The 25,568-nt window shown below is 46.9% G+C and carries 18 protein-coding genes and 2 tRNA genes; 16 read left to right on the top strand and 4 right to left on the bottom strand.

Annotated elements, in window-relative coordinates:
• The 4 genes from AC1S8V_RS23635 to AC1S8V_RS23620 are packed head-to-tail and all read left to right on the top strand — an operon-like array spanning position 1 to position 4,295.
• Positions 1-1,206: an STM4014 family protein gene (locus tag AC1S8V_RS23635; RefSeq protein ID WP_482071005.1), complete on the top strand. Its 1,206-nt coding sequence runs from the start codon at positions 1-3 to the stop codon at positions 1,204-1,206.
• Positions 1,199-1,984, top strand: a complete 786-nt coding sequence (locus tag AC1S8V_RS23630) for an STM4013/SEN3800 family hydrolase (RefSeq protein ID WP_482071004.1) — start codon at positions 1,199-1,201, stop codon at positions 1,982-1,984. Before AC1S8V_RS23635 ends, AC1S8V_RS23630 begins: the two co-directional genes overlap by 8 nt.
• A gap of 47 nt (positions 1,985-2,031) precedes the next feature.
• Positions 2,032-3,420 carry an STM4012 family radical SAM protein gene (locus tag AC1S8V_RS23625; protein WP_482071003.1) on the top strand — a complete coding sequence of 463 codons (1,389 nt, stop codon included), beginning with the start codon at positions 2,032-2,034 and terminating at the stop codon, positions 3,418-3,420.
• A complete protein-coding gene (locus tag AC1S8V_RS23620) occupies positions 3,417-4,295 on the top strand; it encodes an STM4011 family radical SAM protein (RefSeq protein WP_482071002.1) in 879 nt (292 codons plus the stop codon). Before AC1S8V_RS23625 ends, AC1S8V_RS23620 begins: the two co-directional genes overlap by 4 nt.
• Before the next feature lie 110 nt (positions 4,296-4,405).
• On the opposite strand, the gene asnB is transcribed toward AC1S8V_RS23620, so the two are convergent.
• Entirely contained in the window at positions 4,406-6,250 is a 1,845-nt protein-coding gene (gene asnB / locus AC1S8V_RS23615; RefSeq protein ID WP_482074566.1) for an asparagine synthase (glutamine-hydrolyzing), read from the bottom strand.
• 194 nt (positions 6,251-6,444) lie between these two features.
• On the opposite strand from asnB, the gene AC1S8V_RS23610 reads away from it, so the two are divergent.
• Entirely contained in the window at positions 6,445-6,744 is a 300-nt protein-coding gene (locus AC1S8V_RS23610) for a hypothetical protein (protein WP_145325243.1), read from the top strand.
• A gap of 31 nt (positions 6,745-6,775) precedes the next feature.
• A complete protein-coding gene (locus AC1S8V_RS23605; protein WP_145325244.1) occupies positions 6,776-7,132 on the top strand; it encodes a hypothetical protein in 357 nt (118 codons plus the stop codon).
• A 179-nt stretch (positions 7,133-7,311) separates the two neighbouring features.
• Here AC1S8V_RS23605 and AC1S8V_RS23600 read toward each other — a convergent pair whose 3' ends face one another.
• Complete coding sequence (locus tag AC1S8V_RS23600) at positions 7,312-7,605, bottom strand: magnetosome magnetite crystal formation protein family (protein WP_482071001.1); 294 nt, start codon at positions 7,603-7,605, stop codon at positions 7,312-7,314.
• A 292-nt stretch (positions 7,606-7,897) separates the two neighbouring features.
• On the opposite strand from AC1S8V_RS23600, the gene AC1S8V_RS23595 reads away from it, so the two are divergent.
• The 3 genes from AC1S8V_RS23595 to AC1S8V_RS23585 all read left to right on the top strand — a co-directional run bounded on the left by AC1S8V_RS23595 (position 7,898) and on the right by AC1S8V_RS23585 (position 13,345).
• Positions 7,898-7,971 (top strand) — tRNA-Arg (locus tag AC1S8V_RS23595).
• 260 nt (positions 7,972-8,231) lie between these two features.
• Positions 8,232-9,005 carry a class I SAM-dependent methyltransferase gene (locus tag AC1S8V_RS23590; RefSeq protein WP_482071000.1) on the top strand — a complete coding sequence of 258 codons (774 nt, stop codon included), beginning with the start codon at positions 8,232-8,234 and terminating at the stop codon, positions 9,003-9,005.
• A gap of 380 nt (positions 9,006-9,385) precedes the next feature.
• Positions 9,386-13,345 (top strand): S8 family serine peptidase, encoded by a 3,960-nt coding sequence (locus AC1S8V_RS23585; protein ID WP_482070999.1) that lies wholly within the window; start codon positions 9,386-9,388, stop codon positions 13,343-13,345.
• Between the two features lie 138 nt (positions 13,346-13,483).
• On the opposite strand, the gene AC1S8V_RS23580 is transcribed toward AC1S8V_RS23585, so the two are convergent.
• Positions 13,484-14,713: a CynX/NimT family MFS transporter gene (locus AC1S8V_RS23580; protein ID WP_482070998.1), complete on the bottom strand. Its 1,230-nt coding sequence runs from the start codon at positions 14,711-14,713 to the stop codon at positions 13,484-13,486.
• 324 nt (positions 14,714-15,037) lie between these two features.
• A tRNA-Arg gene (locus AC1S8V_RS23575) sits at positions 15,038-15,111 on the bottom strand.
• 189 nt (positions 15,112-15,300) lie between these two features.
• Here AC1S8V_RS23575 and AC1S8V_RS23570 point away from each other — a divergent pair.
• The 7 genes from AC1S8V_RS23570 (at position 15,301) to lon (ending at position 25,559) form a co-directional block, all read left to right on the top strand.
• Positions 15,301-16,281, top strand: coding sequence for a hypothetical protein (locus AC1S8V_RS23570; protein WP_482070997.1), 981 nt, complete (start codon positions 15,301-15,303; stop codon positions 16,279-16,281).
• A 135-nt stretch (positions 16,282-16,416) separates the two neighbouring features.
• Positions 16,417-17,757, top strand: coding sequence for a trigger factor (gene tig / locus AC1S8V_RS23565; protein WP_482070996.1), 1,341 nt, complete (start codon positions 16,417-16,419; stop codon positions 17,755-17,757).
• Positions 17,758-18,135: 378 nt separating this feature from the next.
• A complete protein-coding gene (gene clpP, locus AC1S8V_RS23560) occupies positions 18,136-18,726 on the top strand; it encodes an ATP-dependent Clp endopeptidase proteolytic subunit ClpP (RefSeq protein WP_482070995.1) in 591 nt (196 codons plus the stop codon).
• A 12-nt stretch (positions 18,727-18,738) separates the two neighbouring features.
• Complete coding sequence (clpX, locus tag AC1S8V_RS23555; RefSeq protein WP_482070994.1) at positions 18,739-19,992, top strand: ATP-dependent protease ATP-binding subunit ClpX; 1,254 nt, start codon at positions 18,739-18,741, stop codon at positions 19,990-19,992.
• Between the two features lie 120 nt (positions 19,993-20,112).
• Positions 20,113-21,210 carry a flavodoxin-dependent (E)-4-hydroxy-3-methylbut-2-enyl-diphosphate synthase gene (ispG, locus tag AC1S8V_RS23550; protein WP_482070993.1) on the top strand — a complete coding sequence of 366 codons (1,098 nt, stop codon included), beginning with the start codon at positions 20,113-20,115 and terminating at the stop codon, positions 21,208-21,210.
• Positions 21,211-21,375: 165 nt separating this feature from the next.
• Entirely contained in the window at positions 21,376-23,133 is a 1,758-nt protein-coding gene (lonB, locus tag AC1S8V_RS23545; protein WP_482070992.1) for an ATP-dependent protease LonB, read from the top strand.
• Positions 23,134-23,219: 86 nt separating this feature from the next.
• Entirely contained in the window at positions 23,220-25,559 is a 2,340-nt protein-coding gene (lon, locus tag AC1S8V_RS23540) for an endopeptidase La (protein ID WP_482070991.1), read from the top strand.
• The last annotated feature ends 9 nt before the right edge of the window (positions 25,560-25,568 follow it).

The raw sequence follows: 25,568 nt of genomic DNA, 5'->3' as shown, positions 1-25,568 counted from the left end.
ATGTCAGGCGTACCATTACTGTTGATTGGAAACCCCGATAATCGGCGATCCCAAGGGTTGCAAGAGGCCAGACATAGATTGGGCTTAAAACCCGCGGTTGTACTGCCATATGCCCAATTGCTTCAGACCTGGAGGCAGGGAAGAACGATCGCTGATACATTAGATTCCAATCTGCCTGAACCCCTGATTCGAATCGATGCTCCTGGTGAGGATTGGGAAGTAGAGCGTGAATTGCTATTTCTTGGAGCTATGAACGATACGCCACCCTTAACGGATGGGATGGGTGCAGAAGCATTCTCCGCAGAACAGGCACTTGCGCTGGAACAGGAGTGGGGAAGAATCTATGCTCCTGCCCAGTGGTTCCGTGGCTGGAAAGCCTGTTTGGATCGAATCGGCCGTGAGGCTCGGACAATATGGCCTGGAGCCCGATTTATGAATGATCCCGCCGATATCCAATTGATGTTTGACAAGAGAGCATGTCAGCAGCACCTATCTTCCCATGGAGTTCAGGTACCCCCAACATTACCATCTTCGCACCCGATTCGGAATTACACCGACCTGCGTACGGCTATGCAATGTACCGCTATGAACCGTGTATTTGTTAAGCTCGCGAGTGGCTCAGGAGCCTCAGGCGTTGTCGCGTATCAGGTTAACCCACGTACAGGTGACGAAATCGCTGTAACGACGATGGGGATGGAACAGACACAGGGCAAGATGATTTTCTTCAATGAAGGACGTCTACGCAAGTACACCCGCAGTGACGAGGTTGCTACGTTAATGAATTGGTTATGTGCAGAAGGTGCACAGATTGAACGGTGGATGCCCAAAGCCACGTTTGATCAACGGGCCTACGATATTCGCCAACTGGTTGCGGGTGGACAGGCAGGTCATGCGATTATGCGGCTGAGCCATACCCCGATTACCAATCTGCATCTGCGCAATGAGCGTATGCTACCTGCTGAAGCTGGGCTGGATGAACAGCGAATGTCTCTGGTTCGGACGGCAGCGCAAGCAGCCATGTCTGCATTTCCCAACTCGTGGTCAGCCGGAATTGATGTGATGCTTACTAGTGGTTCGAATCCGCGTGCCTATGTGTTGGACGTGAATCCGTTTGGAGATCTGTTATACAGGGTCGAGTATCATGGACTTGGAACCTATGAGTGGGCAATGGAACTTTTACGAAAGGAGCCTCTTCAACATGCCTGATATGAACACCATCGTGGGCTCCCATGATCTGTTAATGATTACACTGGATACGTTACGATATGACGTAGCCAAGCTGGAAGAGGAGAATTGTCCTAATCTGTGTGGTTCGGGTCCGTGGGAGAAGCGACATACCCCGGGCAGTTTTACATATGCGGCGCACCATGCTTTTTTTGGTGGTTTTATGCCGACACCTGCTAATACGGACAAGGCATCTCATGTAAGGCTATTTCATTCCCGGAATACCGGACTCAAGACACATTCGCATACCTGGCTGTTTGATACACCGGATATCGTATCCGGGTTCGCAGCTGAAGGTTACCGTACCATCTGTATTGGCGGCGTCATCTTTTTTACGAAAAAAAACCCGCTTGCGAAAGTATTGCCCGGTTATTTCCAACAGAGCTACTGGCGAATGAACTTTGGGGTAACCAATCCCAATTCGACAGAGCATCAGGTACAACATGCATTAAAGCTGCTTGAACAGACGCCGCCGGATGAAAAGATATTTATGTTTTTGAACGTGTCTGCCATTCATGGCCCCAATCGTTACTTTGTAGAAGGAGCCAAGGAGGACTCGGTGGAGACTCAACGGGCTGCACTTCGATATGTAGATGAAGCTCTTGGGCCATTGTTCGAGGCGATGAGGAAACGCGCCCGGCCTGCCTTTTGTTTAGCTTTTTCCGATCATGGTACAGCTTACGGTGAAGATGGGTATCAAGGACACCGGCTCGCGCATGATGTCGTCTGGACGGTGCCTTACCGTGAATTTTTAGTATAGAATGTTTTGCTCTTATGATGACAACAACCGGAGACAGGAGGAAACCGATGGAGAAGCATGTACTACATACAACAACAGGCCATTCCACACAGTCCGGATCCAATATAGCTACAAGTCTCAGTGAAGTACTGGCATTCCCTTATCGTTCTTACTTATACTCATACCCGCACAAGACCGCATATCGGGAGCTGGACCCACCGCTGCCGTTGGGGCCACTGTGGGAACAAGAGAATACCGATACGTATTTTTTATATATGCACATTCCCTTTTGCGCTGCTCGTTGCGGATTCTGTAATCTGTTCACACTGCCGGATCGACGGGATGATACGCATGAACGCTATGTGGATGCGCTGGAACGTCAGGCGAAACAGTGGGCACCCATTACATCTCGAAGGCCGTATTCGAGGTTCGCGATTGGTGGAGGAACGCCTACATTGTTGAATGAGGTTCAGTTGAATCGTCTGTTTGATATTGCCGAACATGTGATGGGGCTGGACCCTGCGCAAGCATCGATTTCGGTGGAAACGTCGCCGGATACCGTTACGGAAGCCAAGCTGGCCATTATGAAGGAACGAAGTGTGGATCGTATTAGTATGGGCATCCAGAGTTTTATTGAAGGTGAAGCATCCGCCATCTATCGTCCGCAAAAACCACAGGAAGTAGAACGAGCGCTTGAGAAGCTTACTCGGTATGATTTCCCATTGTTGAATCTGGATCTGATCTATGGTTTGCCGGGTCAAACGGTGGAATCATGGATCTATTCATTGGAAAGAGTTCTGGCCTACGAACCAGGCGAAATCTTTATCTATCCCTTGTATACTCGGGAGAATACAATCGTGAAGCCTGATGATATTCGCCGTCAGGGACCTGACATTCGGATGGAGTTGTATAAAGCTGCACGTGAGACTTTAAAAAGTAAAGGTTATGTGCAATATTCAATGCGCAGATTTGCCAAAGAACAGTCGTCCTCCAAAGTGCTTCTGCCTTATAGCTGTCAGGAGGAGGGCATGGTTGGTTTGGGATGTGGCGCGCGCTCTTATACGAGTGAAGTACATTATGCTTCCAAGTACGGTGTGAGTTATAAGGCCACACAAAGCATCATTGCCGATTATGTGGCGACCGAGCGCTACGATGTGGCGGATTATGGTATCGTGTTAAGCCGTGAGGAACAGAGACGTCGCTTTATTCTGAAAGCCTTGTTGCATCGGGAGGGATTGACGTTGTCTGACTACCATCAGCGCTTCGGTACCGATGTGATGTCCGACTATGTCTGGTTGGCTGAACTGCTGACAGAGGGCATGGGGGAGTTGGAGAGCGATGAGGGCAAGCAGGTGCTGCGTCTGACAGAAGAAGGACTGGGTTACTCCGATGCGATTGGAGATTGGCTTATATCTGCCGAAATTCGTGAACAGATGGAAGGGTTTGTTTTCTCATGAGAGCGACTTTGTATTATCGGGGGAAGTTGTCTTCCTGTAATTACGACTGTCCATACTGCCCTTTTAGCAAGACGGTGGATTCCAAAGAGACGCTGGAAATGGATGAACAACAATTGCGTCAATTTGTGAATTGGGTGAGGGAGCAGGAGAGTGCCGGGCATCAATTTTCGATTTTCTTTAATCCCTATGGTGAAGCTTTGGTACGGCGCTGGTACCGGGAAGCGATGATCGAGCTGTCACATATGCCACATGTGGATAAAGTTGCGATCCAAACCAACCTGTCCGTCAAGCTGGATTGGGCGAGAGAGCTGGATGCGAACAAAGCAGCCTTTTGGGCGACATATCATCCTCGGGAGACGAAAGAGGCTTCTTTTGTAAAACAATGTTTGACCTTGCGTCAGATGGGACTTGCTTTTAGTGTCGGTACTGTAGGACTCCGTAGTGCTTTCCCCGCAATTGAGTCCATGAGACAGGCTTTGCCGGATGATGTGTATATGTGGGTGAATGCCTTCAAAGATCGGCCTAAGTATTACACGCCGGAAGAGATTCAGTTTTTACGTGGGCTTGATCCGCTTTTTGAAGGTAATCTGCAGGACTATGAGAGCTTGGGCAAACGTTGTGCTGCCGGTTCGAAAGTATTTTATGTGCAAGGGTCAGGGCATGTGAAGCGGTGTTACAAGGATCGCCGAATTATTGGGCATCTGTATCGCGATGGATTGCAAGCGTTAGCTGCGGATCGGCCTTGTGCCATGAAGAAGTGTGGTTGTTACATTGGTTATATCCATATGGAAGATTCTCCGTTCAGAGAAACGTTTGGTAGTGGGTTGCTTGAACGAAACCCGGTATTAATCAACGATGGACAGGTTCCAATTTGAATTTCCAGCACACATAGATTGAACTTTGTATAATCAACAGGACGTCCGGTGAACAACAGTTATGCTGTTCACCGGACGTTTTTTTTATGAATGTTAAATAGAATGTGATTCTAACGAATAGCTACTTTATATGTCCGTAACCAAGTATTAATCTGAGTCAGATATGCAAATAACTGTGGACCTGACATTAACTGTCCGAACCAGGGCAGATTGGAAGCTGCATCGGGTGAAGATGCAAGATTGCGGATCTGAGCTTTGTCGATCAAAGGCAAAATAGGGGATGTGGGATCATCCAGGATATCAAGTACCTGTTGTTTGACCGCAGCCAGGTATTGTGGATTATGTGTTTTCGGGTATGGACTCTTTTTGCGGTATAACACATCGTCAGGCAGGACACCTTCGAGTGCTTTACGCAGAATGCCTTTTTCCCGTCCGCCTGTTATTTTCATTTCCCAAGGGATGTTAAACACATATTGGATCAGACGGTGGTCACAGTAAGGTACCCGTACTTCCAATCCTGCCCCCATACTCATCCGGTCTTTGCGATCCAGCAGTGTAGGCATGAAACGTGTAATATTCAGATAGGACATGACCCGCATCTGGGCGGCTTTACCGGTTTCCCCATCCAGTAAAGGTACTTCAGCCACTGCATCGGAATAGCGGTCTGCCAGATAGTCTAGTGGCCGAATCCATTCCCGAATGTCCGGGGATAACAAGGCTGCTCGCATATCAGGTGCTACAGACCACGGAAACGTACCGGAGTTCAGCATATCCTCCCGATGGAACCAAGGGTAGCCGCCAAACACTTCGTCTGCCGCTTCGCCTGAAATGGCAACCGTGGCTCCTTTCTTGATTTCCTTACAGAACAGATAGAGAGAGGAGTCCACATCTGCCATTCCTGGCAGATCCCTTACTAGCATGGCCTGTGTCAATGCATGAACCAGTTCTCCGTTCTCAATCTCAATCCAGTGATGGTCGGTCTTGAGTTCATCCACCATTCGTTTAATCCAGGGTCCATCTGCACCCGGCTGAAAGGAATGTGCCTGAAAATGTTTGGCGTTATCCACATAATCGACAGAATACGTACTGACTTGGCCTTGCCCGGTCCGGTTGTAATAATCCACGGCTAATGCAGACAAGGCACTGGAGTCCAGTCCTCCCGATAAAAGCGAGCAGACAGGAACATCCGAAGCCAACTGGCGCTCCAGTGTATCTTGCAAGAGGGTTCGCACCTCGGCAGCCGTCTCTTCCAGGCTATGTTCGTGATTGTGGCTTTCCAGTTTCCAATAGGCATAGGTACGAATTCCGTTTCGGTTGTAGATGAGCGCGTGCGCAGGCTTGAGTTCGCTCAGTGAAGAGTATACGCCGTGTCCTGGTGTCCGTGCAGGCCCTACGATAAACACTTCGGCCAATCCTTCCGGGCCAACAGCGGCTTCTACATCTGGATGAATGAGCAGAGCTTTGGGCTCTGATCCGAATACGAGGGTGTCTTTGGCATTACTGTAGAACAGAGGTTTCACACCAAGGCGATCTCGTGCGATAAAAACCTGTTCGCGTCCCCCATCCCATATGGCAAAAGCGAAAATACCGTTAAACCGGTCAACACATGCCGGTCCCCATTCAATATAAGAGGCAAGCAACACTTCCGTATCACATTGTGTTCGGAAATTATGCCCCCGCTGGAGCAATTCCTTTTTCAATTCGGGTGCATTGTATAGTTCTCCGTTATACACGACGGTATAGGAGGTATCTCCTTGTAACGCATGCATGGGCTGTGCCCCGTTCTCGGGGTCCATCACACTAAGACGCCGATGTCCAAAGGCACAAGGATTGGAGATCCATGTACCTGAAGCGTCGGGCCCCCGGTTCGACAAGCTATCCGTCATATGGACCAGCAGCTCTGATTCCTGGGTCAAATCCCGATTCCACTGTATGAAGCCGGTAATACCGCACATGGTTTGTTCATCCTTTCTTGGTCGAGTCATTCATCCGTATGGCTGCTTGAATCACTGACAGCCAGCAAATGTTGTCTTTTTCGTCAGAGGTCGTAACAAATATATGCCGAAAGCAGGCATAAAATGTCTGTCCTCTTCGGAAACTAGTTCTAGGGACAACGGCCTCAACATGCCTGTGAAGGAGAGAACATGCAATGGACAGTATGAAGTATTATGTGTCTGTCATGGGCCGCTCCGTTATTCCGGATCCGTCGGTAACATCGTATGAATGGATCATTCAGGCAACGCCACAGGAAGCGGAGCAATTACTGGGACTGCTCAATCTCATGCAGGAAAAGGAGGAAGAAGCTTTTCCTGGCATGGTATTCCCATGGCCGGATACACCGGAGGAGTCCGTAAACCGGGCGTATGAAACGGTATTACAACAGGTGTATCGGGAGATTTACCGATTGGGCACACCAGAGACACGATACCAGATTGAACAGAGTACATGATAAGCACAAAGGAAAAGGAGCGCGATGACGAATGTATGCCATTCAAGATGCCAAAATACGCAGATTAACCGAGGTAGACGGATTGTCCTGTGCAGAAGTGGAAGTACAGCCTGGAAATGCCGGAGACCCGTCATTACTTGTATACGTGGCCTCCACTCAACCTGGAAATTCGCTTGAAGTCGTTCGAATTGTACGCAATCACTCCGATTCGGCGATCGACTGGTATAACAATAATATGCATACCGCGTTTGAAGAGGCGACGGAAACCGCCTTTGAGAACAGCGAAGGCATTACTGCAGAAGAAGATAAAGCTCGATTTCAAAGTGAGTTGTTTGCCTTTGGTTTGCTTGGTCCAACACTTCAGCGTTATCTGATCGGGCAGGCTTAACAGGTAATGCTCCAGCAACACATGTAGTGATAGCGGGATAGGAGTTCAATGTTGAGCTATAAGTAAACAGTGAACTGTTGGTGTTGCTGGTTGCTGTAACTGCATCTGTAATTGGAAAACCCCGCCGTTGTTGAACGGCGGGGTTTGTTATGCGATGGTCAGATCAGGTGAAGAGGTGATCAAGCATACTCGCGCAGCACTTGAATCCCTTTGACCACGTTGTACACAAAGCTTAATCCGTAGATCACAAAGAATAGAATGACAAATCCGATGGCAGAACCCAGGCTATGCGCAGTCACGAAGAAATACAATAGCGGAATGGCAGCGAGAAACGGGAATACATGTGAGAATAAAGCACGTTTGGCATGTCCCTCGATGTAAGCATCCTTGGCAACAATCCATATAATGATCGGAAACAGGAACGGGGCAAAGAAAATGCTGAAATAGGATAGGGCTGATAAAAGTTGTCTCATGACGATTCTCTCCTTCAATGCATCTTTGAAATGTATGTATGCAAAAGATTACCCAGCAATTCTGACATTGAAAATGGCTGATGTTAATCTTACTCTAAATGTCCCGATCTCCTCAATATAACCTGGTTTCAGCTATCATATTCTCAAAGGGACTGGAGTATGAGAATAATACGGAAAAGTACATTTTTGAACCCGCATTTAAGTGTAATTATTAATTTTTTTATAAAACTATTGAAAAATATAGAAATCAGAGTATAATAAGAACCGCGCCGAAAATTGTTTATACATATTTGTCTCAGTAGCTCAGCTGGATAGAGCAACGCCCTTCTAAGGCGTCGGTCGGGGGTTCGAATCCCTCCTGGGACGTAACAAAGAAAACTTCCTTGGGAAGTTTTTTTGCGTTCAGGGGAAGAGAACCCCGATGGTTCGTCGGAGCATCCGCTTCGTTAGCGCTACTTCGCAGTCTCGACTGGAAGGAGAGTATCCCTCCTGGGAAGCTTCTCTTGCTTTCAAGGCGAAGTGCTCTATTGCTTTTACCTATAAATAATATAGAATCTATATATTTAAAGAATAAACAATTCTATGTCACAATGAGGATATCAATAACGAAAGCGACGGTGGGATCCATGAAATCATTGAATCAGTGGCAGGCAGAAGAATATGATAACAAACTGGCTTTTGTGTCCGGATATGGGAAAAACCTGATCTCCTGGCTTCAACCCCAAAAAGGGGAATACATCCTTGATTTGGGTTGCGGGACGGGGGATTTGACGTATGAAATTTCTCTGGCCGAAACTGAGGTTACTGGCATGGATGCATCGCCGGACATGGTTCGCCGTGCGAGGGAGAAATTCCCTGAACTTGAGTTCGTGGAAGGAGACGGTCATCATTTTGATACGAATAGACCGTATGATGCGATCTTCTCCAATGCTGCCCTGCACTGGATGCGAAGTCCGCGACTAGTGGTGGATAGCATATGGAAATCTTTGAAGCCCGGAGGGCGTTTTGTAGCAGAATTCGGCGGTAAAGGGAACGTGCAGATCATTGTGAATGCTATAGAGGAGGTATTGGAACGCAACACGGGCATCCGTGCTTCAGAACGCAACCCGTGGTATTTTCCTTCGATCGGAGAATATAGCAATATATTGGAACAAAGTGGATTTGTGGTGCGTCAGGCCTATCACTACGACCGTCCTACCAGACTGGAAGATGGTAAGCAAGGTATAGTAGGCTGGTTGGCTCATTTTGGAGGCGACTATTTTGCAGGTTTCAGCCCTGATGAGATACAACAAATGTGCAAGGAAATCAGTCAAATCGTGATGCCTTACCTTTGGAAAGATGATGCTCTGTATGCTGATTACAAGCGTCTGCGTATTGAAGCCGTGAAGCCAGGAAATTAAAAACTCACTTCTTTTAATCTCTGTTAAAAGAATTATGTTGATCTTTTGTACAATATCTAACCTCCAAATTAAGACCAGGAATCTCTTTCTGATAAAGAGGGTCTTGGTCTTTTTTTGATGAACTATTTTAAAAATGCAATATTCAAACGACAAATAATTACAAATGGATATTTTTATCATACTCAAGACCCATATAAGTAATTTTTATATCATATTTGTAAGTATTTAGAAGGAAAATGTGGTATTTTGATAGAATAATTTACCAAGGGTCAATCATCTTGCAGATAGGCGGTGGATTTGGAGCAGGTATTGCAGTACATGCGAACAGCAGGAACCCATCATTTGGTGAGGTATTCACATTTAAAAGGAGGGGCAAAGCCTTGAGTAAACGATTGATATCCACGTTATTAAGTGTTCTGATGGTCTTTTCCATTATTCTCCCCGCGACTGGAGCCGCTCCCGCAGATTCAGTTATTCAGCTTGACAACTTACCCAGTACAGCCGAAGCCAAACAATGGAGAGAGATTCTTGCAGGACGGGAAGCAAAACTTGCCGCAGATCCATTTTTGGATAAAAGCTTGGAAGGTCTGGGTGGAGAGAACACCCGAGTGATCGTTGAACTTTCCAATAAACCTGTTGCAGTAGCGCAAGGTGAATCAACCCTCTCCGGAAAATCTTTTACCTCCTCTATGGAAACAAAGGCTGTGACTCAAGTTGAGCAACAACAACAGTCATTTGTACATAGCCTCACTCAGAAGAAAATCAAACATGAAGTATTGGAAGAATATGCATATGCCCTGAATGGTGTAGCGATTGAGCTTAAAGGAAACCAGGTGGGACAATTGCTTCAAATACCTGGCGTGGTCAGCGTATATCCTGACCTTGAAGTTACAATAGCGCCCGAGACAGATGAAGTGAACCCGTACATGAAAGACACAGCGCCTTTTATTGGTGCACCTGAAGTATGGGATTTGGGTTACAAAGGAAATGGCATCAAAGTGGGTGTCATTGATACAGGCATTGACTATGAACATCCTAATTTGCAAGAAGCCTACAAAGGTGGATGGGATTTTGTTGGAAACGACAATGATCCGTATGAAACAACATATCAAGAATGGAAAGGATCGGGCGAGCCTGAGCTTAACGAGCTTGGAAGCCCCTATTACACATCTCACGGTACGCACGTAGCGGGTACCGTTGCTGCTCGCGAAGCGGGGGACTACGGCATTGTTGGTGTTGCTCCTGAAGCAGATATCTATGCTTACCGTGTACTTGGACCATATGGTAGTGGTCAAACCTCATGGGTACTCGGCGGAATTGATCGTTCTGTTCAAGATGGCATGGATGTAATCAATCTCTCGTTAGGTAACGCCGCCAACGACCCGAGTTATATTACTTCAGTTGCCCTGAACAATGCGATGTTGTCTGGTGTGACAGCGGTTGTAGCAAGTGGTAACAGTGGACCTAACCGTTATACACTCGGTTCTCCAGGTGCGTCTGCAATGGCTATTACGGTAGGTAACTCTACAGGACCTAGCCAGCTGATTACAGCCGATACTCACTTCTGGATTGGTGAGGAAGGCGAAGAGGCACAACCTGAACAACAACCGGTGCCAGAGGTTGAACAATCTCCTGAACTGGGTACAGCACCTGGAACAGAAGCACCAGAAGTTTCAGAGCAAGGTGTACCCGCAACTGCTGATGAGGAAAGTGCAGCGGCTGTGGAGGACACGGTTTCCGACGAAGCTGAAGTTCCGAATGTAGAAGAAGCTACAACAGAAGAAAATACTCCATCTGCATCACCTTCTGCACCAGTTGAAGCTTCTCCTGAAGCTGCACCTGTGGAAGAAGAGTCTGTAATTGCTCCGACTGAAGCTCCACTGGCTGTTACAGAGTCGGTTTACCGTCTGGATCTGATGGGCTGGAACCTGTCAGCAGACCCTGAAACTGTTTTGACAGGGAAATTTGGACTTGAATTTGCAGCACTGGGTAAGCCAACTGATTTTGAAGGCAAGGATTTTACAGGTAAAGTGGCATTGATACAGCGTGGTGAACTCGCATTTGTAGAGAAAATCGCCAATGCCAAAGCGGCTGGAGCCGTAGCTGTTATTGTATATAACAACATTCCGGGTCCAATTGGTGTAAGTCTGGGCGACAACTTTGAACTCATTCCAACACTGAGCATGTCCAAGGAAGATGGAGATGTGATCAAGGCTGAGCTGGACGCAGGCCAAGCCGTTGAAGTGAGTTTTAGTGACTTTGAACGTTCCCAAACTCCGGGTGATGAAATGAATTCATCCAGTTCACGTGGACCTGCAAAGGTAACGCTGGATATCAAACCGGATATTGTGGCCCCAGGTACAAGCATTTTGTCTACGATTCCTGCCTACGGCAAGGATGAGCCAGATGCAGATTATGCACAAGCTTATGATCGTAAATCAGGTACAAGTATGGCTACACCTCATGTAGCAGGTCTGATTGCGCTGTTGATTGAGAAGCATCCGGACTGGACGCCATTTGATATCAAAGTTGCGCTCATGAACAATAGTAAAGTGCTGGATACAACCAAGTTTGATGTATTCGATCAAGGTGCAGGCCGCATTCAGGCTGTGAATACCATCGATCCTGCTGCTTTTGTCAAAGTGCTTGATGTAACTCAATACACAGAAAGTGGCTCTGTTGTTGAAAAGGAGAATATCACTGGAAGCATCAACTACGGTAATTTCCTGAGCACAGATGAAAAGACGATTACCAAAACGATTAAAGTTGAAGCGCTGAATGGTAGTGGCGGAGATTACACCGTAAATGTGAATCCGACTCGTAATGTCGCTGGTGTATCCGTTGCCGTAGACAAAAGTTCCTTCACACTGAATGGTGAGGAAGAACTTGCAGTAACAATCACGGTTCCACGAGGGGTTACAGCGGTTACAGAAGCTCAGGGATACATTGAGTTGTCGAACGGAACGAATACTTTTACTGTGCCATATGTTGCTCATTTCAACGTTACGTTGAGTGGAGTTAAATATATTGAGACGGTAAAAGGCACTGAAAAAAATCCATTCCACTATCCATTGAAGGCTGATGGTACGTTGGATACCCTTAATGTAGCAATGGAATTCTATAATCCAATGACATTTGCCCTGATTGAGATTTATGATGGTCTTAATCCGGAAGGTGGATATTATCAAGATGGTTATATCGGCTCCATCTTTGGTAACTATTTTAACTTCAATGCCAATGCAAGATACAACCTTGCTTGGGACGGTTCATATGCGGATTATACAACCGATGAAGTGACTGAGATTCCGGATGGTTTATATACGGTAGACATCACTACTATTGGTACGGACGGCAAAACTTATAAGGAAGACACTTCGCCATTTTTGGTGAAAAAGACAGCTCCGGCTGTAACTGCACCAGAAACGTTGGAGTTCAAAGAGGATGAGTCTGCTGTCCTTAATGGTAGCGTGGAAGACTTGTACTTCCGTGTTGCTCCTGCGCTTGCCAGCGGATGGAACATTGCGTTTGATCCGGCAGCTTCCTTGGAGACAACGTATGTTGTGAAAAAAGAGGATGGTTCGGTGTATAAAGAGGGAGTCTTTGAAGTACAACCTGATGGCACCTTCGGCCTTCCTTTGGAGGGGATCGAAGCGGGCGAGTATGCTGTTGAACTTACGGTAAAAGACCAACAGGGACTTTCGGGTACAGCCAATACGTCACTGAAATTAGAAGCCGTGGAGACCGAACCTGAAACTCCGGCTACCAAGGCCCCAGGTACGCCTGTATTGTCTCACAATAATTGGCTAGGCAACGGCCTGCCTGAAGGCTCGTATATCGTCACCATGAACCTGTGGTGGGGCGAGAACGCAACCAGCTACAAATTATATGAAGACGGGGTTTTGGTTGATACGCAAAAGTTGACTTATAACGCGCCTTCGGCGCAGTCTGCTCAGACGAAAATCACGGGCAAAACTAACGGCACGTATACGTATGTGGCGGAACTAACGAACGACAAGGGAACAACGCGGAGTCAGAAGTTGACTGTTCGGGTTACCAACGCAACGCCAGGCAAAGCGGTTCTCTCTCAGGATAACTGGGATGGCGACGGCAACTATAAGGTGACCATGAACCTGTGGTGGGGGACGAATGCCTCTGAGTATCGTCTCTATGAAAATGATAAGTTGATCGACACGCAAGAACTCCGTGCGGTAACACCTCTTGCGCAAAGTGCTGTGACGACACTGTCCGGAAAAGCATTGGGCACGTATACGTATCGAGCAGAGTTAATTAACGCAGCCGGAGTTACCAGCACAGACACGATTACGGTAAAAGTGAAGTAAGCTTGTTCACCAAATAAGCTGATCGCCGATTTGATTATTGAAGGAACTGTTCTTTGAATAAACGGCCTCCATCCTGTTTAAATCAGGATGGAGGCCGTTTCATTTTGTTTTTTTCTGCTATATAAATGAAAGTAATGATTAACTGATTACGCGATCTTTGCTGGCCTGGGTCCCTGCAATAAGTAACGCAATGGCAAGAATAACCTGTATCAACAAGGGAAGAGCCCATCCTTTTGTCCAGTCATGAAGCACACCGAATAGCAGAGGGCCCATTGCTGCCAGCATATATCCGTAAGACTGGGCCATACCGGACAGACTTGCAGCTTGTCTGGCATCTCTTGTGCGAAGGACAAAGAACATGGTTACCAGTCCAAACGAAGCGCCAGCGCCTATTCCTGCCAGCGTGACGCCGATGGTAACGAGCGAAGGGAGTCCGCTTAACAATAAAGCATACCCGACAATTAAAGATGAGCACGTTAACATGGTTAAAACACGCTGGTCTCGCGTTCTACCAGCGAGAATTGGAACGATAAAGGTAGCTGGAACGCTGACCATTTGCATCAGGGAGAGCATCCAGCCTGCAGACGTTGCGCTGAAACCTTGCTCGGCTAGAATCTCTGGTAACCAGGTGATTGTTGTATAAAATATTAAAGATTGCAGTCCCATAAACAGAGTAATGAACCAGGCCAGGGAAGAGGTCCGTAGACGTACAGGTGTCCCTTCGCTCTGTGAGGCTACAAATAACATTCGCTGTCGTCCTGCGGCGATCTGGGGGAGCCACAAGAGAAGCGCCAGTATGGACAACAGGGCCCACATGCCTAACGAAGCGCGCCAACCCATAGATGTTGCTCCTGCTACTGGCACACTAACACCTGAGGCGATGGCACCAAATATGTTCATGGATACAGAGTATAATCCGGTTACGATACCCACCCGCAATGGAAAATCACGTTTGATCAAACTTGGCAAGAGCACGTTACTTAATGCAATGCCGCATCCCAATATTGCAGTTCCTGTATATAAGGAGAGAACGGAAGGCAACAAGCGCAACGCCACCCCAATGGTTACGATGATAACAGCCAATAGCAGAGCAGATTCGAGTCCTAAACGTTTGGCAAGACGTGGTGCAAAAGGAGAGACTGCTGCAAAGGCGAGCAAAGGAAGCGAGGTCAGGAGCCCGGCCATCGTATGGCCGATACCTGTATCCGAGCGGATCATCTCCACGACGGGACCCGTTGCTGTGATCGGTGACCTCATGGTAGCGGCAATGACGATAATGCCTGCTAATAACAGGCCGAATCTTTTGGATGTCGAAGAATGTTCTCCCTCGGCAAGAATAGATGATTGTTGCTGCATTGAAGATGACATGATAAAATCTCCTGTTTTCTAATAAGTTGATATGTATGGATTGTTACATTATCCACTCGACAAGCATAACATTCTGTGTCAATGTCGGGAAATGAAAAAGCACCCACTGTAACGCGGATGCTCCGACGAACCGTTGGGGTTCTTATCCCTAGAACGCAAAAAAAGCTTCCCGAAGGAAGCTTCTTTTTAGTACGTCCCAGGAGGGATACTCTCCTTGCAGTCGAGACTGCGAAGTAGTGCTAACGAAGCGAATGCTCCGACGAACCATTGGGGTTCTCATCCCCAGAACGCAAAAAAACTTCCCAAAGGAAGTTTTCTTTTTTACGTCCCAGGAGGGATTCGAACCCCCGACCGACGCCTTAGAAGGGCGTTGCTCTATCCAGCTGAGCTACTGAGACATGAATTTTTTCAAGCAAAATTGATTTTATCATATGCAAACAGGAATATCAAGCATTTTATTTTAAACTGTTTTTCATATATGATATTTGGCGGGAGTAACGTTTTTTTCATTATATTTAAGGTTATGTTAGAATATCAGGAGAACTCAGAAAATAGATCGACAATCGTTTTAATATATACATCTATTTATGTTGATTCCGACTGGAGATTCAGGATATAGAGGAGGTGCTCCCATTAAGGAATCCACGACCCCGGAAACCGAGCATAACAACAATATTGTGCTGTTTCCTAAGACGCTGGACTATTACCAGATTCAATTGACAGTTATGCTTGAAAATGAACGGTATGGTGAAGCGATGAAATTGCTTCACTTTTTGCTGCAATGTCAGGGACAGGAAGAGCGCCGCTATGATGAATGGCGGGCCCTGCTCGAATGGCTTCAGGCTGCGTTTCCTCAATATGAAGAAACCTCGCCTGTCGTTCTTGAAGAACGAGAAGAAGAAGAGATTAGTGAGGAAGACATGGCACGGCAGCATGCCCGAATGAAGCTTGAACAGGATGATGGCTATGCAGATAAGATGCTTCGCACAGTAATGGAGGAGCCGCTGTCTGAACAGACGATGCTGGCTTTGGAGCAACTGGCCTATCTTGATCTGCCGAAGATTGACGAGGCACTTACGAGTTGGTTAAAAGAGAAGTCGCTTCACCCTTTGCTTCAATTTCGGGTGCTGCAAACCTTGCGTCGCCGAGGCGTCCAAGGTATGATCCTGTTTACGAGAGGCGAAGAGCAGGTTGAAGTCGAGATTGATACCGTGCCTCTTAAACCAGAGGAATTCCCGCTCCAAATCGTTCAGATTCTGGAACGAGTGGCAGATCAGACGGAGGTTCATGAACCTACGCTCTTTTATTTTGCCCAGGAGTTATGGATACAATATGTCATGGCAGTGTATGGAACTCGTGATTATGTATCCATGCTGGAAGAAAATGATTCCATGACAGATATATGGGCAGCAGCTCTACATATGACCGTTGCAGACAGTCTGGGTGGCTCGCATGATGAGGAAAATACTCGCTCAATGTATGCTGTGACAGGGGCAATGCGCTTTCGGCTGGAGCAGGCTTATCGTTCCATGAAACAGTTTGTATCTGCCGGATTGGATGGTCAATAGAGGCCGGAAACGTTTTCCTTAAACCGTATCAAGGGATTCCCCTTGAAAAAGAATCTAATCTTGTTTATACTAAAATGGTTATTTTGTACGTGATTGCCTACGTGAACATGTGAATTTTGGAGGGGAAAGTATACAATGAAAGCAACTTGGGAAAAGATAGAGAAGAACCTTGGGGTTCTTGAGGTTGAAGTGGATGCAGATCGTGTAACTGCAGCACTCGACAAAGCTTTTAATAAAGTGGTAAAACAAGCAAACGTACCTGGATTCCGTAAAGGTAAAGTACCACGTTCAATCTTCGAAGCTCGTTTTGGTGTAGAGAGCCTTTATCAAGAAGCAATCGACATTTTGCTTCCTGAAGCCTATACAGAAGCAATCGACCAAACGGATATTTTCCCGGTTGATCGTCCTGACGTAGATGTTGAACAGTTCGCTAAAGGACAAACATTCAAGTTCAAAGCGAAAGTAACTGTGAAACCTGAAGTTACCCTGGGTGACTACAAAGGAATCGAAGTTGCTGTAGCAAAAGGTGAAGTAACTGACGCAGAAGTGACTGAAGAACTTGAGCGTCTTCAACAACGTCACGCAGAACTCGTTGTAATCGACGAAGGTTCCGCTGCAAACGGCGACGTTGCAGTAATCGACTTCGACGGTTCCGTTGATGGTGTACCTTTCGAAGGTGGACAAGCTGAGCGTTATTCCCTGGAACTGGGTTCCAACACATTCATTCCTGGTTTTGAAGAGCAAGTTGTGGGTCTGTCCACAGGCGACTTCAAAGACGTAGAAGTGACTTTCCCAGAGAGCTACCACGCAGCAGAACTTGCTGGCAAACAAGCGGTATTCAAAGTGAAAATTCACGAAATCAAACGCAAACAGCTTCCTGCATTGGATGATGAGTTTGCTAAAGATGTTAGCGAATTCGACACACTGGAAGAGTACAAAGCTGACCTGAAAACACAATTGGAATCCCGTAAAGCTGACGAAGCCAAAGCTGCTCAAGAAAATGCAGTTGTAGAAAAAGTGGCTGAGAACGCTGAAGTGGACATTCCTTCTGCAATGGTAGAAAGCGAAGTACAGAACATGATGCGTGATTTCGATAACCGTCTGCGCAACCAAGGCATGAACCTTGAAATGTTCCTGAGCTTCTCCGGCCAGACTCAAGCTGACCTGAGAGGACAAATGCAAGAAGATGCTTCCAAACGTGTTCGCAACAACCTGGTGCTTGAAGCTGTAGGTAAAGCAGAAAACATTGAAGTATCTGACGAAGAAGTGAATCAAGAACTCGAAAAAATGGCTGAATCTTACAAGCGTCCTGCTGATGAGATCCGTGGCATCCTCGAGGGTAATGGTTCCCTGGACAGCCTTCGCGATGAAGTTAAACTGCGTAAAACGATTGACGTTCTTGTTGAGAACAGCACAGTTGTTGAACCAGTTGAAGCTCCAGCCGAAGAAGTTGTTGCAGAAGCTGACGAAAAATAAGACAAGCTGTTATAAACTTGTCAGTTGAATAAACGATAAGGCACGTGAATTATTGCGTGCCTTATTTTTAAATTATGGCATCCAATTTATAGAAAACAAAGTAATAATATGGATGGATACTAATTTTGTTGATCGGTGTACACTTTTTACATATCTATGTACTTCATGCAAATAAAAAATGGCAAGACGGCATAGGATGGCTTCAATTTGCACATACATAGAAAACATGGTTAAATATGATCAGGCTGAAAAGTAAACTAACTGAGGTCTGACACCTCTTGTGAAAAATGACATTGTCACAGGAAAGTGTTAGAATGAATTTGGGTTTGCTTTACAGGCGGCCTATGTCTAATTACATGTAGAAAAGAGGTTGGTCTCATGAGTCTGGTGCCAATGGTTATAGAACAAACCAATCGAGGCGAGCGGTCTTACGATATATATTCGCGTTTGCTGAAGGATCGCATTATCTTTCTAACCAGTGCGATTGATGACGATGTAGCCAATCTTGTCATAGCACAGCTTTTGTTTTTGGCAGCCGACGATCCTGAGAAGGATATCAGCTTGTACATTAATTCACCTGGTGGTTCTGTCACCGCAGGGATGGGTATATACGATACGATGCAATATATCAAGCCGGATGTATCTACCATTTGCGTAGGGATGGCAGCAAGCATGGGCTCTTTATTGCTGACAGCCGGTGCACCTGGCAAGAGATATGCGCTGACAAACAGCGAAGTGATGATTCATCAGCCGCTTGGCGGCATTCAAGGACAGGCTGCGGATATTAAGATACACGCAGAATGGATTATTAAAACACGTCAGAAACTGAATCAAATATACGTTGATCGTACGGGTCAGCCTCTTGAGAAAATTGAGCGGGATACAGACCGTGACTTCTTCATGAGCGCTGAAGAAGCTAAGACGTACGGCATTATTGACCAGGTGCTCAGTAGACCGATCAATTCCTAAAGGGGTGGTTTCATGTTTAAATTTAACGATGAGAAAGGGCAACTGAAATGCTCTTTTTGCGGTAAATCTCAGGAACAGGTACGCAAGCTGGTCGCTGGACCAGGTGTCTATATTTGTGATGAATGTATCGAACTTTGCACCGAAATCGTTGAGGAAGAACTCGGTCATGATGAAGAAGTAGACCTCAAAGATATTCCAAAACCGAAAGAGATTCGTAATATTCTGGATCAATATGTTATTGGACAGGAGCAAGCGAAGAAGTCATTGTCTGTTGCGGTGTATAATCACTACAAACGGATCAACACACAAAGCAAGATTGATGATGTTGAACTGTCGAAGAGTAACATTTTGCTGTTAGGACCTACGGGTTCTGGTAAAACGTTGCTTGCACAAACGATGGCCAAAATTCTGAATGTACCTTTTGCTATTGCTGATGCTACCTCATTAACGGAAGCGGGTTATGTGGGTGAGGATGTAGAGAACATTCTGCTCAAGCTGATCCAGGCTGCTGATTATGATGTGGAAAAAGCAGAGCGTGGCATTATTTATATCGATGAGATTGATAAAGTAGCGCGTAAATCCGAGAACCCATCCATTACTCGTGATGTATCGGGTGAAGGTGTTCAACAGGCACTCTTGAAAATTCTTGAAGGAACCGTGGCTTCTGTACCACCACAAGGTGGTCGTAAACACCCTCATCAAGAATTTATTCAGATCGATACAACGAATATCCTGTTCATTTGTGGCGGTGCCTTTGATGGTCTGGAGCAAATGATCAAACGCCGGATCGGTAAAAAAGTCATTGGCTTTAATACTGTTACTGAGCAAAAAGATCTGAAACCAGGTGAATACCTGGGCATGGTATTGCCGGAAGACTTGCTGAAATTCGGTCTGATTCCGGAATTTGTAGGCCGTTTGCCAGTCATCTCCACTTTGGAGCCGCTGGATGAAGATACGTTGGTACGGATTCTTTCCGAACCGAAAAACGCGCTCACCAAACAGTACCAAAAACTGCTTGAGCTGGACAATGTCAATCTGGTATTTGAACCAGCTGCATTGCTCGCGATTGCAAAAGAAGCAATCAAACGTAACACAGGTGCACGTGGATTGCGTGCCATCATTGAAGGCATCATGCTTGAAATCATGTATGAAGTGCCTTCACGTGAAGATGTTACGAACTGTGTCATTACCGAAGAAGTCGTTGAGAAAAGAGTCGTGCCTGAACTAAGCCAATCGAAGGACGATAAGCAGGAAGAAAGCGCCTAATGAAGGCCTGAATCCCGTTGAACTCTGAAATATAGACTTGTCAGTTCTCCACTTTGGCAGAAGGCGAATTCATGTCTCTGTCAGGGTGGAGCTTTGACGTTGTGGGGAGAGAAATCACTCATGTATTTAAGACAAGATACACGTCCCGTAAAAGTCGGGAATGTAACGATTGGTGGCAGCAACGAAGTCATTATCCAGAGTATGTGTACAACCAAAACGGCAGATGTTGAGGCGACGGTTGCAGAGATTCTGCGACTGGAAGAAGCCGGCTGTCAGGTGGTACGTGTAACGGTAAATAATGAGGAAGCCGCTGCAGCCATTAAGGAAATCAAGAAACGTATTAACATACCGCTTGTGGCGGACATTCATTTCAACTATAAGCTGGCTTTGCTTGCGATTGAGAATGGTATTGATAAAGTACGGATTAATCCGGGTAATATCGGTAAACGTTCAAAAGTGGAAGAAGTCGTAAAAGCATGTAAAGAGCGGGGTATTCCAATTCGCATCGGGGTAAACGCCGGTTCTCTGGAGAACCATCTTCTTGATAAGTATGGGTACCCTACGGCGGATGCTATGGTCGAAAGTGCATTGTATCACATTGGTATTCTGGAAGAGCTTGATTTCCATGATATCATCGTGTCTCTCAAAGCATCGGATGTGCCGATGGCGATTGAAGCTTATACCAAAGCAGCTCAAATCATTCCGTATCCGTTGCATCTCGGGATTACCGAAGCAGGTACACTGTTCTCCGGTACGATCAAAAGCTCTGCAGGTATGGGAGCCTTGTTGTCCATGGGTATTGGTTCAACGATGCGGATCTCACTGAGTGCGGACCCGGTAGAAGAAATTAAGGTCGCTCGTGATCTGCTCAAAACATTTGGACTCATTACGAATGCAGCCACATTAATCTCCTGTCCAACGTGTGGACGTTTGGATATCGACCTGTTCTCCATTGCCAACGAAGTGGAAGAGTATATCTCCAAACTTAAGGTGCCGATTAAAGTATCGGTGTTGGGTTGTGCGGTTAATGGTCCAGGTGAGGCGAAAGAAGCGGATATCGGGATTGCCGGTGCTCGTGGAGAAGGTCTCTTGTTCCGTCACGGCAAGATGATCCGTAAAGTGCCTGAAGAAATCATGGTTGAGGAATTGAAAAAAGAGATCGACAAAATCGTAGAAACCTATGAAGAGACAGGTATTATTCCTGGTCGTTCGCACTGATTGATTCATATCTTGTTACAACAAAAGCTCGCCAGCGATGGCGGGCTTTTTATATTCTCGTATACAAATTCCGCATTGCCCGTTTACGTCTCGTTGAAAAGGCTATACTACCAAGTATTAGCATGATCTCATATGAGAATAGGGACAGAAGGAGGATGTTGAGACATGGGTGATTTCGGAATGTTCATAATGTTGATTCAGTTATTTTTTGGAGTGGTGATTGGTTTGTATTTCTGGAACCTGCTGCGTGGCCAGAAAACAAACCGCAGTGCCGTTGAGCGTGAATCTCGCAAGGAACTGGAGAAGCTGCGCAAGCTGCGTTCGATCTCACTCACCAAGCCGCTGTCGGAGAAGACGCGTCCTGCAACCATTAACGATATTGTTGGGCAAAAAGACGGATTGCGTGCCCTTAAAGCTGCATTATGCAGTGCGAATCCGCAACATGTTATCATTTATGGCCCGCCCGGAGTCGGGAAGACAGCTGCCGCAAGGGTCGTGTTGGAAGAAGCTAAGAAGAATCCAACTTCTCCTTTCAAGCCAGACGCGAAATTCACGGAGCTGGATGCAACAACAGCCCGTTTTGATGAGCGTGGTATTGCGGACCCCTTAATAGGTTCGGTTCATGATCCGATATATCAGGGAGCAGGAGCCATGGGCGTTGCAGGTATTCCCCAACCGAAACCGGGCGCTGTGACGAAAGCGCATGGGGGAATGCTTTTTATTGATGAAATTGGTGAATTGCATTCGATTCAGATGAATAAGCTGTTGAAAGTGTTGGAGGATCGCAAGGTGTTTTTGGAGAGTGCGTACTATAACTCGGAAGACACGCATACTCCTGCTTATATCCACGATATTTTTCAAAATGGCCTGCCGGCCGATTTCCGCCTTGTTGGAGCAACGACACGTTCGCCTCATGAACTGCCACCAGCTTTGCGTTCGCGCTGCATGGAAGTCTATTTCCGTCCTTTGTTGCCTGAGGAGATTGGGCGAATTGCAGAAGATGCTGTTCAGAAAATAGGGTTCAGTCCATGTCCGGATGCCGTTGATGTGGTCAAGCGATATGCAACCAATGGACGTGAAGCGGTCAATATCATCCAGCTGGCTGCTGGACTTGCGCTGACAGAGAAGCGTGAGACGCTTCAGGCGTCCGATGTGGAGTGGGTGGCTGGTAGCAGCCAGATTCAGCCGCGGCCTGATCGGAAGGTCCCTTCACAGCCGCAGGTGGGGTTTGTTAACGGCTTGGCGGTATACGGACCGAATATGGGAACCATTTTGGAAATCGAAGTGTCTGCTGTTCCAGCTCTTAAAGATCAAGGCCGGATCAACATTACAGGGGTTGTGGATGAAGAAGAGATTGGAGGCGGTTCGCGTACACTCCGGCGAAAAAGTATGGCCAAAGGCTCGGTTGAAAATGTGTTAACCGTATTAAAAGCCATGGGTATTCGTCCGAATGATTACGATTTACACGTGAATTTCCCAGGTGGAACGCCTATTGATGGTCCATCAGCCGGGATTGCCATGGCGACTGCCATTACATCAGCCATTCAGGGACGCCCTGTGGATCATGAGACAGCGATGACTGGCGAGATCAGCATCCATGGTCGGGTCAAGCCAATTGGTGGCGTACTGGCCAAGGTGGAGGCTGCATTTCAAGCAGGAGCGAAGACCGTTATTATTCCGGCGGAGAACTGGCAGTCCATTTTTGAGAATCTGGAGGGCTTGCGCGTTATTCCGGTAGATACGGTGCAGGACGTATTCCGTGAAGTGTTCGCCTGGGTTCCGGAATCACAACAGATGGAACAGACGAAGCTTGCAGAGGAGGCAGTTGCACCTGCACCGGAGATTTTTCCACCGGCATCCGCTTCCTATTTGCGTGCTGATGTGCCTCGCCCAGGACAGGTTACAGATTCGGGAAGCTGCTAAGCGCTTCCCTTCATTGGTTTTTTATGTGAACATTTGATAGAATAATGAATGACTACAACCTGAGAGCCATTGGAGGTGCGAAAGCGATGGGACCGAGCAAAGCGAAAGGTCGTCGTTTTCCTTTACTGCCTTTAAGAGGACTTCTCGTCTACCCGAGTATGGTACTGCATCTCGATGTGGGCCGGGAGAAATCGGTCAAGGCTTTAGAAAAAGCGATGGTAGAAGAACATTTGATTCTCCTATGTTCCCAAGCCGAAGTAAATATTGAAGAACCAACACAAGAGGACATTTTCAGAATCGGAACCGTGGCCAAGGTCAGACAGATGCTGAAGCTTCCAAACGGTACGATTCGTGTACTCGTGGAAGGCTTGGAACGGGCTGAAATTATTGAATATACGGACAACGAGGAATATTACGAAGTACTGGCACAAGAACTGCCTGAAGAGGAGAATACCCATCCAGAGACGGATGCCTTGATGCGTACCGTTCTGAACCAGTTCGAGAATTATATTAATCTGTCCAAAAAAGTGACACCAGAGACACTCGCAGCGGTGTCTGACATCGAAGAACCAGGGCGTCTGGCCGATGTCATTACGAGTCACCTGTCCTTGAAGATCAAGGATAAACAGGAAATTCTGGAGACCATCGACGTTCGGGAACGTCTGGAGAAATTGCTGGATATCCTGAACAATGAGCGCGAAGTGCTGGAGCTTGAACGCAAGATCAGCCAACGTGTGAAGAAACAGATGGAGAAAACGCAGAAGGAATATTATTTGCGCGAGCAGATGAAAGCGATCCAGAAAGAACTGGGTGAAAAAGAAGGCCGTGCGGGTGAGGTCGAGGAACTTCGCACTCAGATGGAAGAACTCGGCTTGCCGGACAAGGTGAAAGAAAAGGTCGAGAAAGAAATTGATCGACTGGAGAAGATGCCTGCAAGTTCAGCCGAGGGCGGAGTTATTCGCAACTACGTGGATTGGCTGCTTGGCCTTCCTTGGAGTCAGATGACAGCGGATGATCTGGATATCCAAAAAGCCGAGGATGTGCTCAATGCAGATCATTACGGATTGGAAAAGCCCAAAGAGCGTGTGCTCGAGTATCTGGCTGTTCAGAAACTTGTCAAGAAGCTTAAAGGGCCAATTCTCTGTCTGGTTGGACCTCCAGGGGTTGGTAAAACATCACTTGCCCGTTCGATCGCCAGATCGCTAGGTCGGGAGTTTGTAAGAATCTCTCTTGGCGGCGTGCGGGATGAAGCAGAAATTCGTGGACACCGACGCACCTATGTAGGAGCCATGCCTGGGCGTATCATCCAGGGGATGAAAACGGCAGCTTCACTTAATCCGGTATTCCTGCTGGACGAGATTGATAAGATGGCTTCAGACTTCCGCGGAGATCCTTCCGCAGCGTTACTTGAAGTGCTTGATCCGGAACAAAATAATACGTTTAGTGATCACTTTGTAGAATTGCCGTTTGACTTATCCAACGTTATGTTTATAACAACTGCCAACACGGTACACAATATTCCGCGTCCATTGCTGGATCGGATGGAAATGCTCAACATACCTGGTTACACGGAGCTGGAGAAGCTGCAAATTGCGAAAAACTATTTGCTGCCCAAACAGAAGCAAGACCATGGTCTGGAAGAAGAGCAACTGGAAATCCCGGATGACGCGCTGTTGCGTGTAATTCGTGAATATACACGGGAGTCGGGTGTGCGGAATCTGGAACAGCAAATGGCTTCGTTGTGCCGGAAAGCTGCCAAGAATATCGTATCTGGTGTGGAAGGTCAAATTAACATCACATCCGATGAGATCAAAGACTACCTTGGACCTGGTAAATTCCGTTATGGCATGGCCGAACTGGAAGATCAGATTGGTACCGTAACGGGTCTGGCGTGGACTGAAGTGGGCGGAGATACTCTTGTCATTGAAGTGACTGTTGTGCCTGGAACAGGTAAATTGACCCTCACAGGTAAACTGGGGGATGTCATGAAGGAGTCGGCGCAAGCCGCATTCAGTTACACCCGTTCCAAAGCTACACAGCTCGGGATCGCGCCTGACTTCCATGAGAAGAACGATATTCATATCCACGTTCCGGAAGGAGCGATTCCGAAGGATGGTCCATCTGCCGGGATTACGATGGCAACAGCGTTAATCTCAGCCCTGACGAACAAACATGTGTCCAAGGATATCGCCATGACTGGTGAAATAACACTGCGTGGACGTGTGCTGCCGATTGGTGGTCTGAAAGAGAAATCACTGGCAGCCCATCGTGCCGGCTATAAAAAAATATTATTGCCCAAGGATAACGAACGGGACCTGCGTGACATTCCAGACAGCATCAAGGAAGATGTGGAATTTGTTCCTGTAGCCCATATGGATCAGGTGCTGAAACATGCACTTGTTGAGCAGGCAGGAATTCACCTGTAATCCACGTAT

It is taken from the genome of Paenibacillus sp. B46(2026) (genome assembly GCF_056786355.1).
This window is presented reverse-complemented; position numbering and strand designations above follow the sequence as displayed.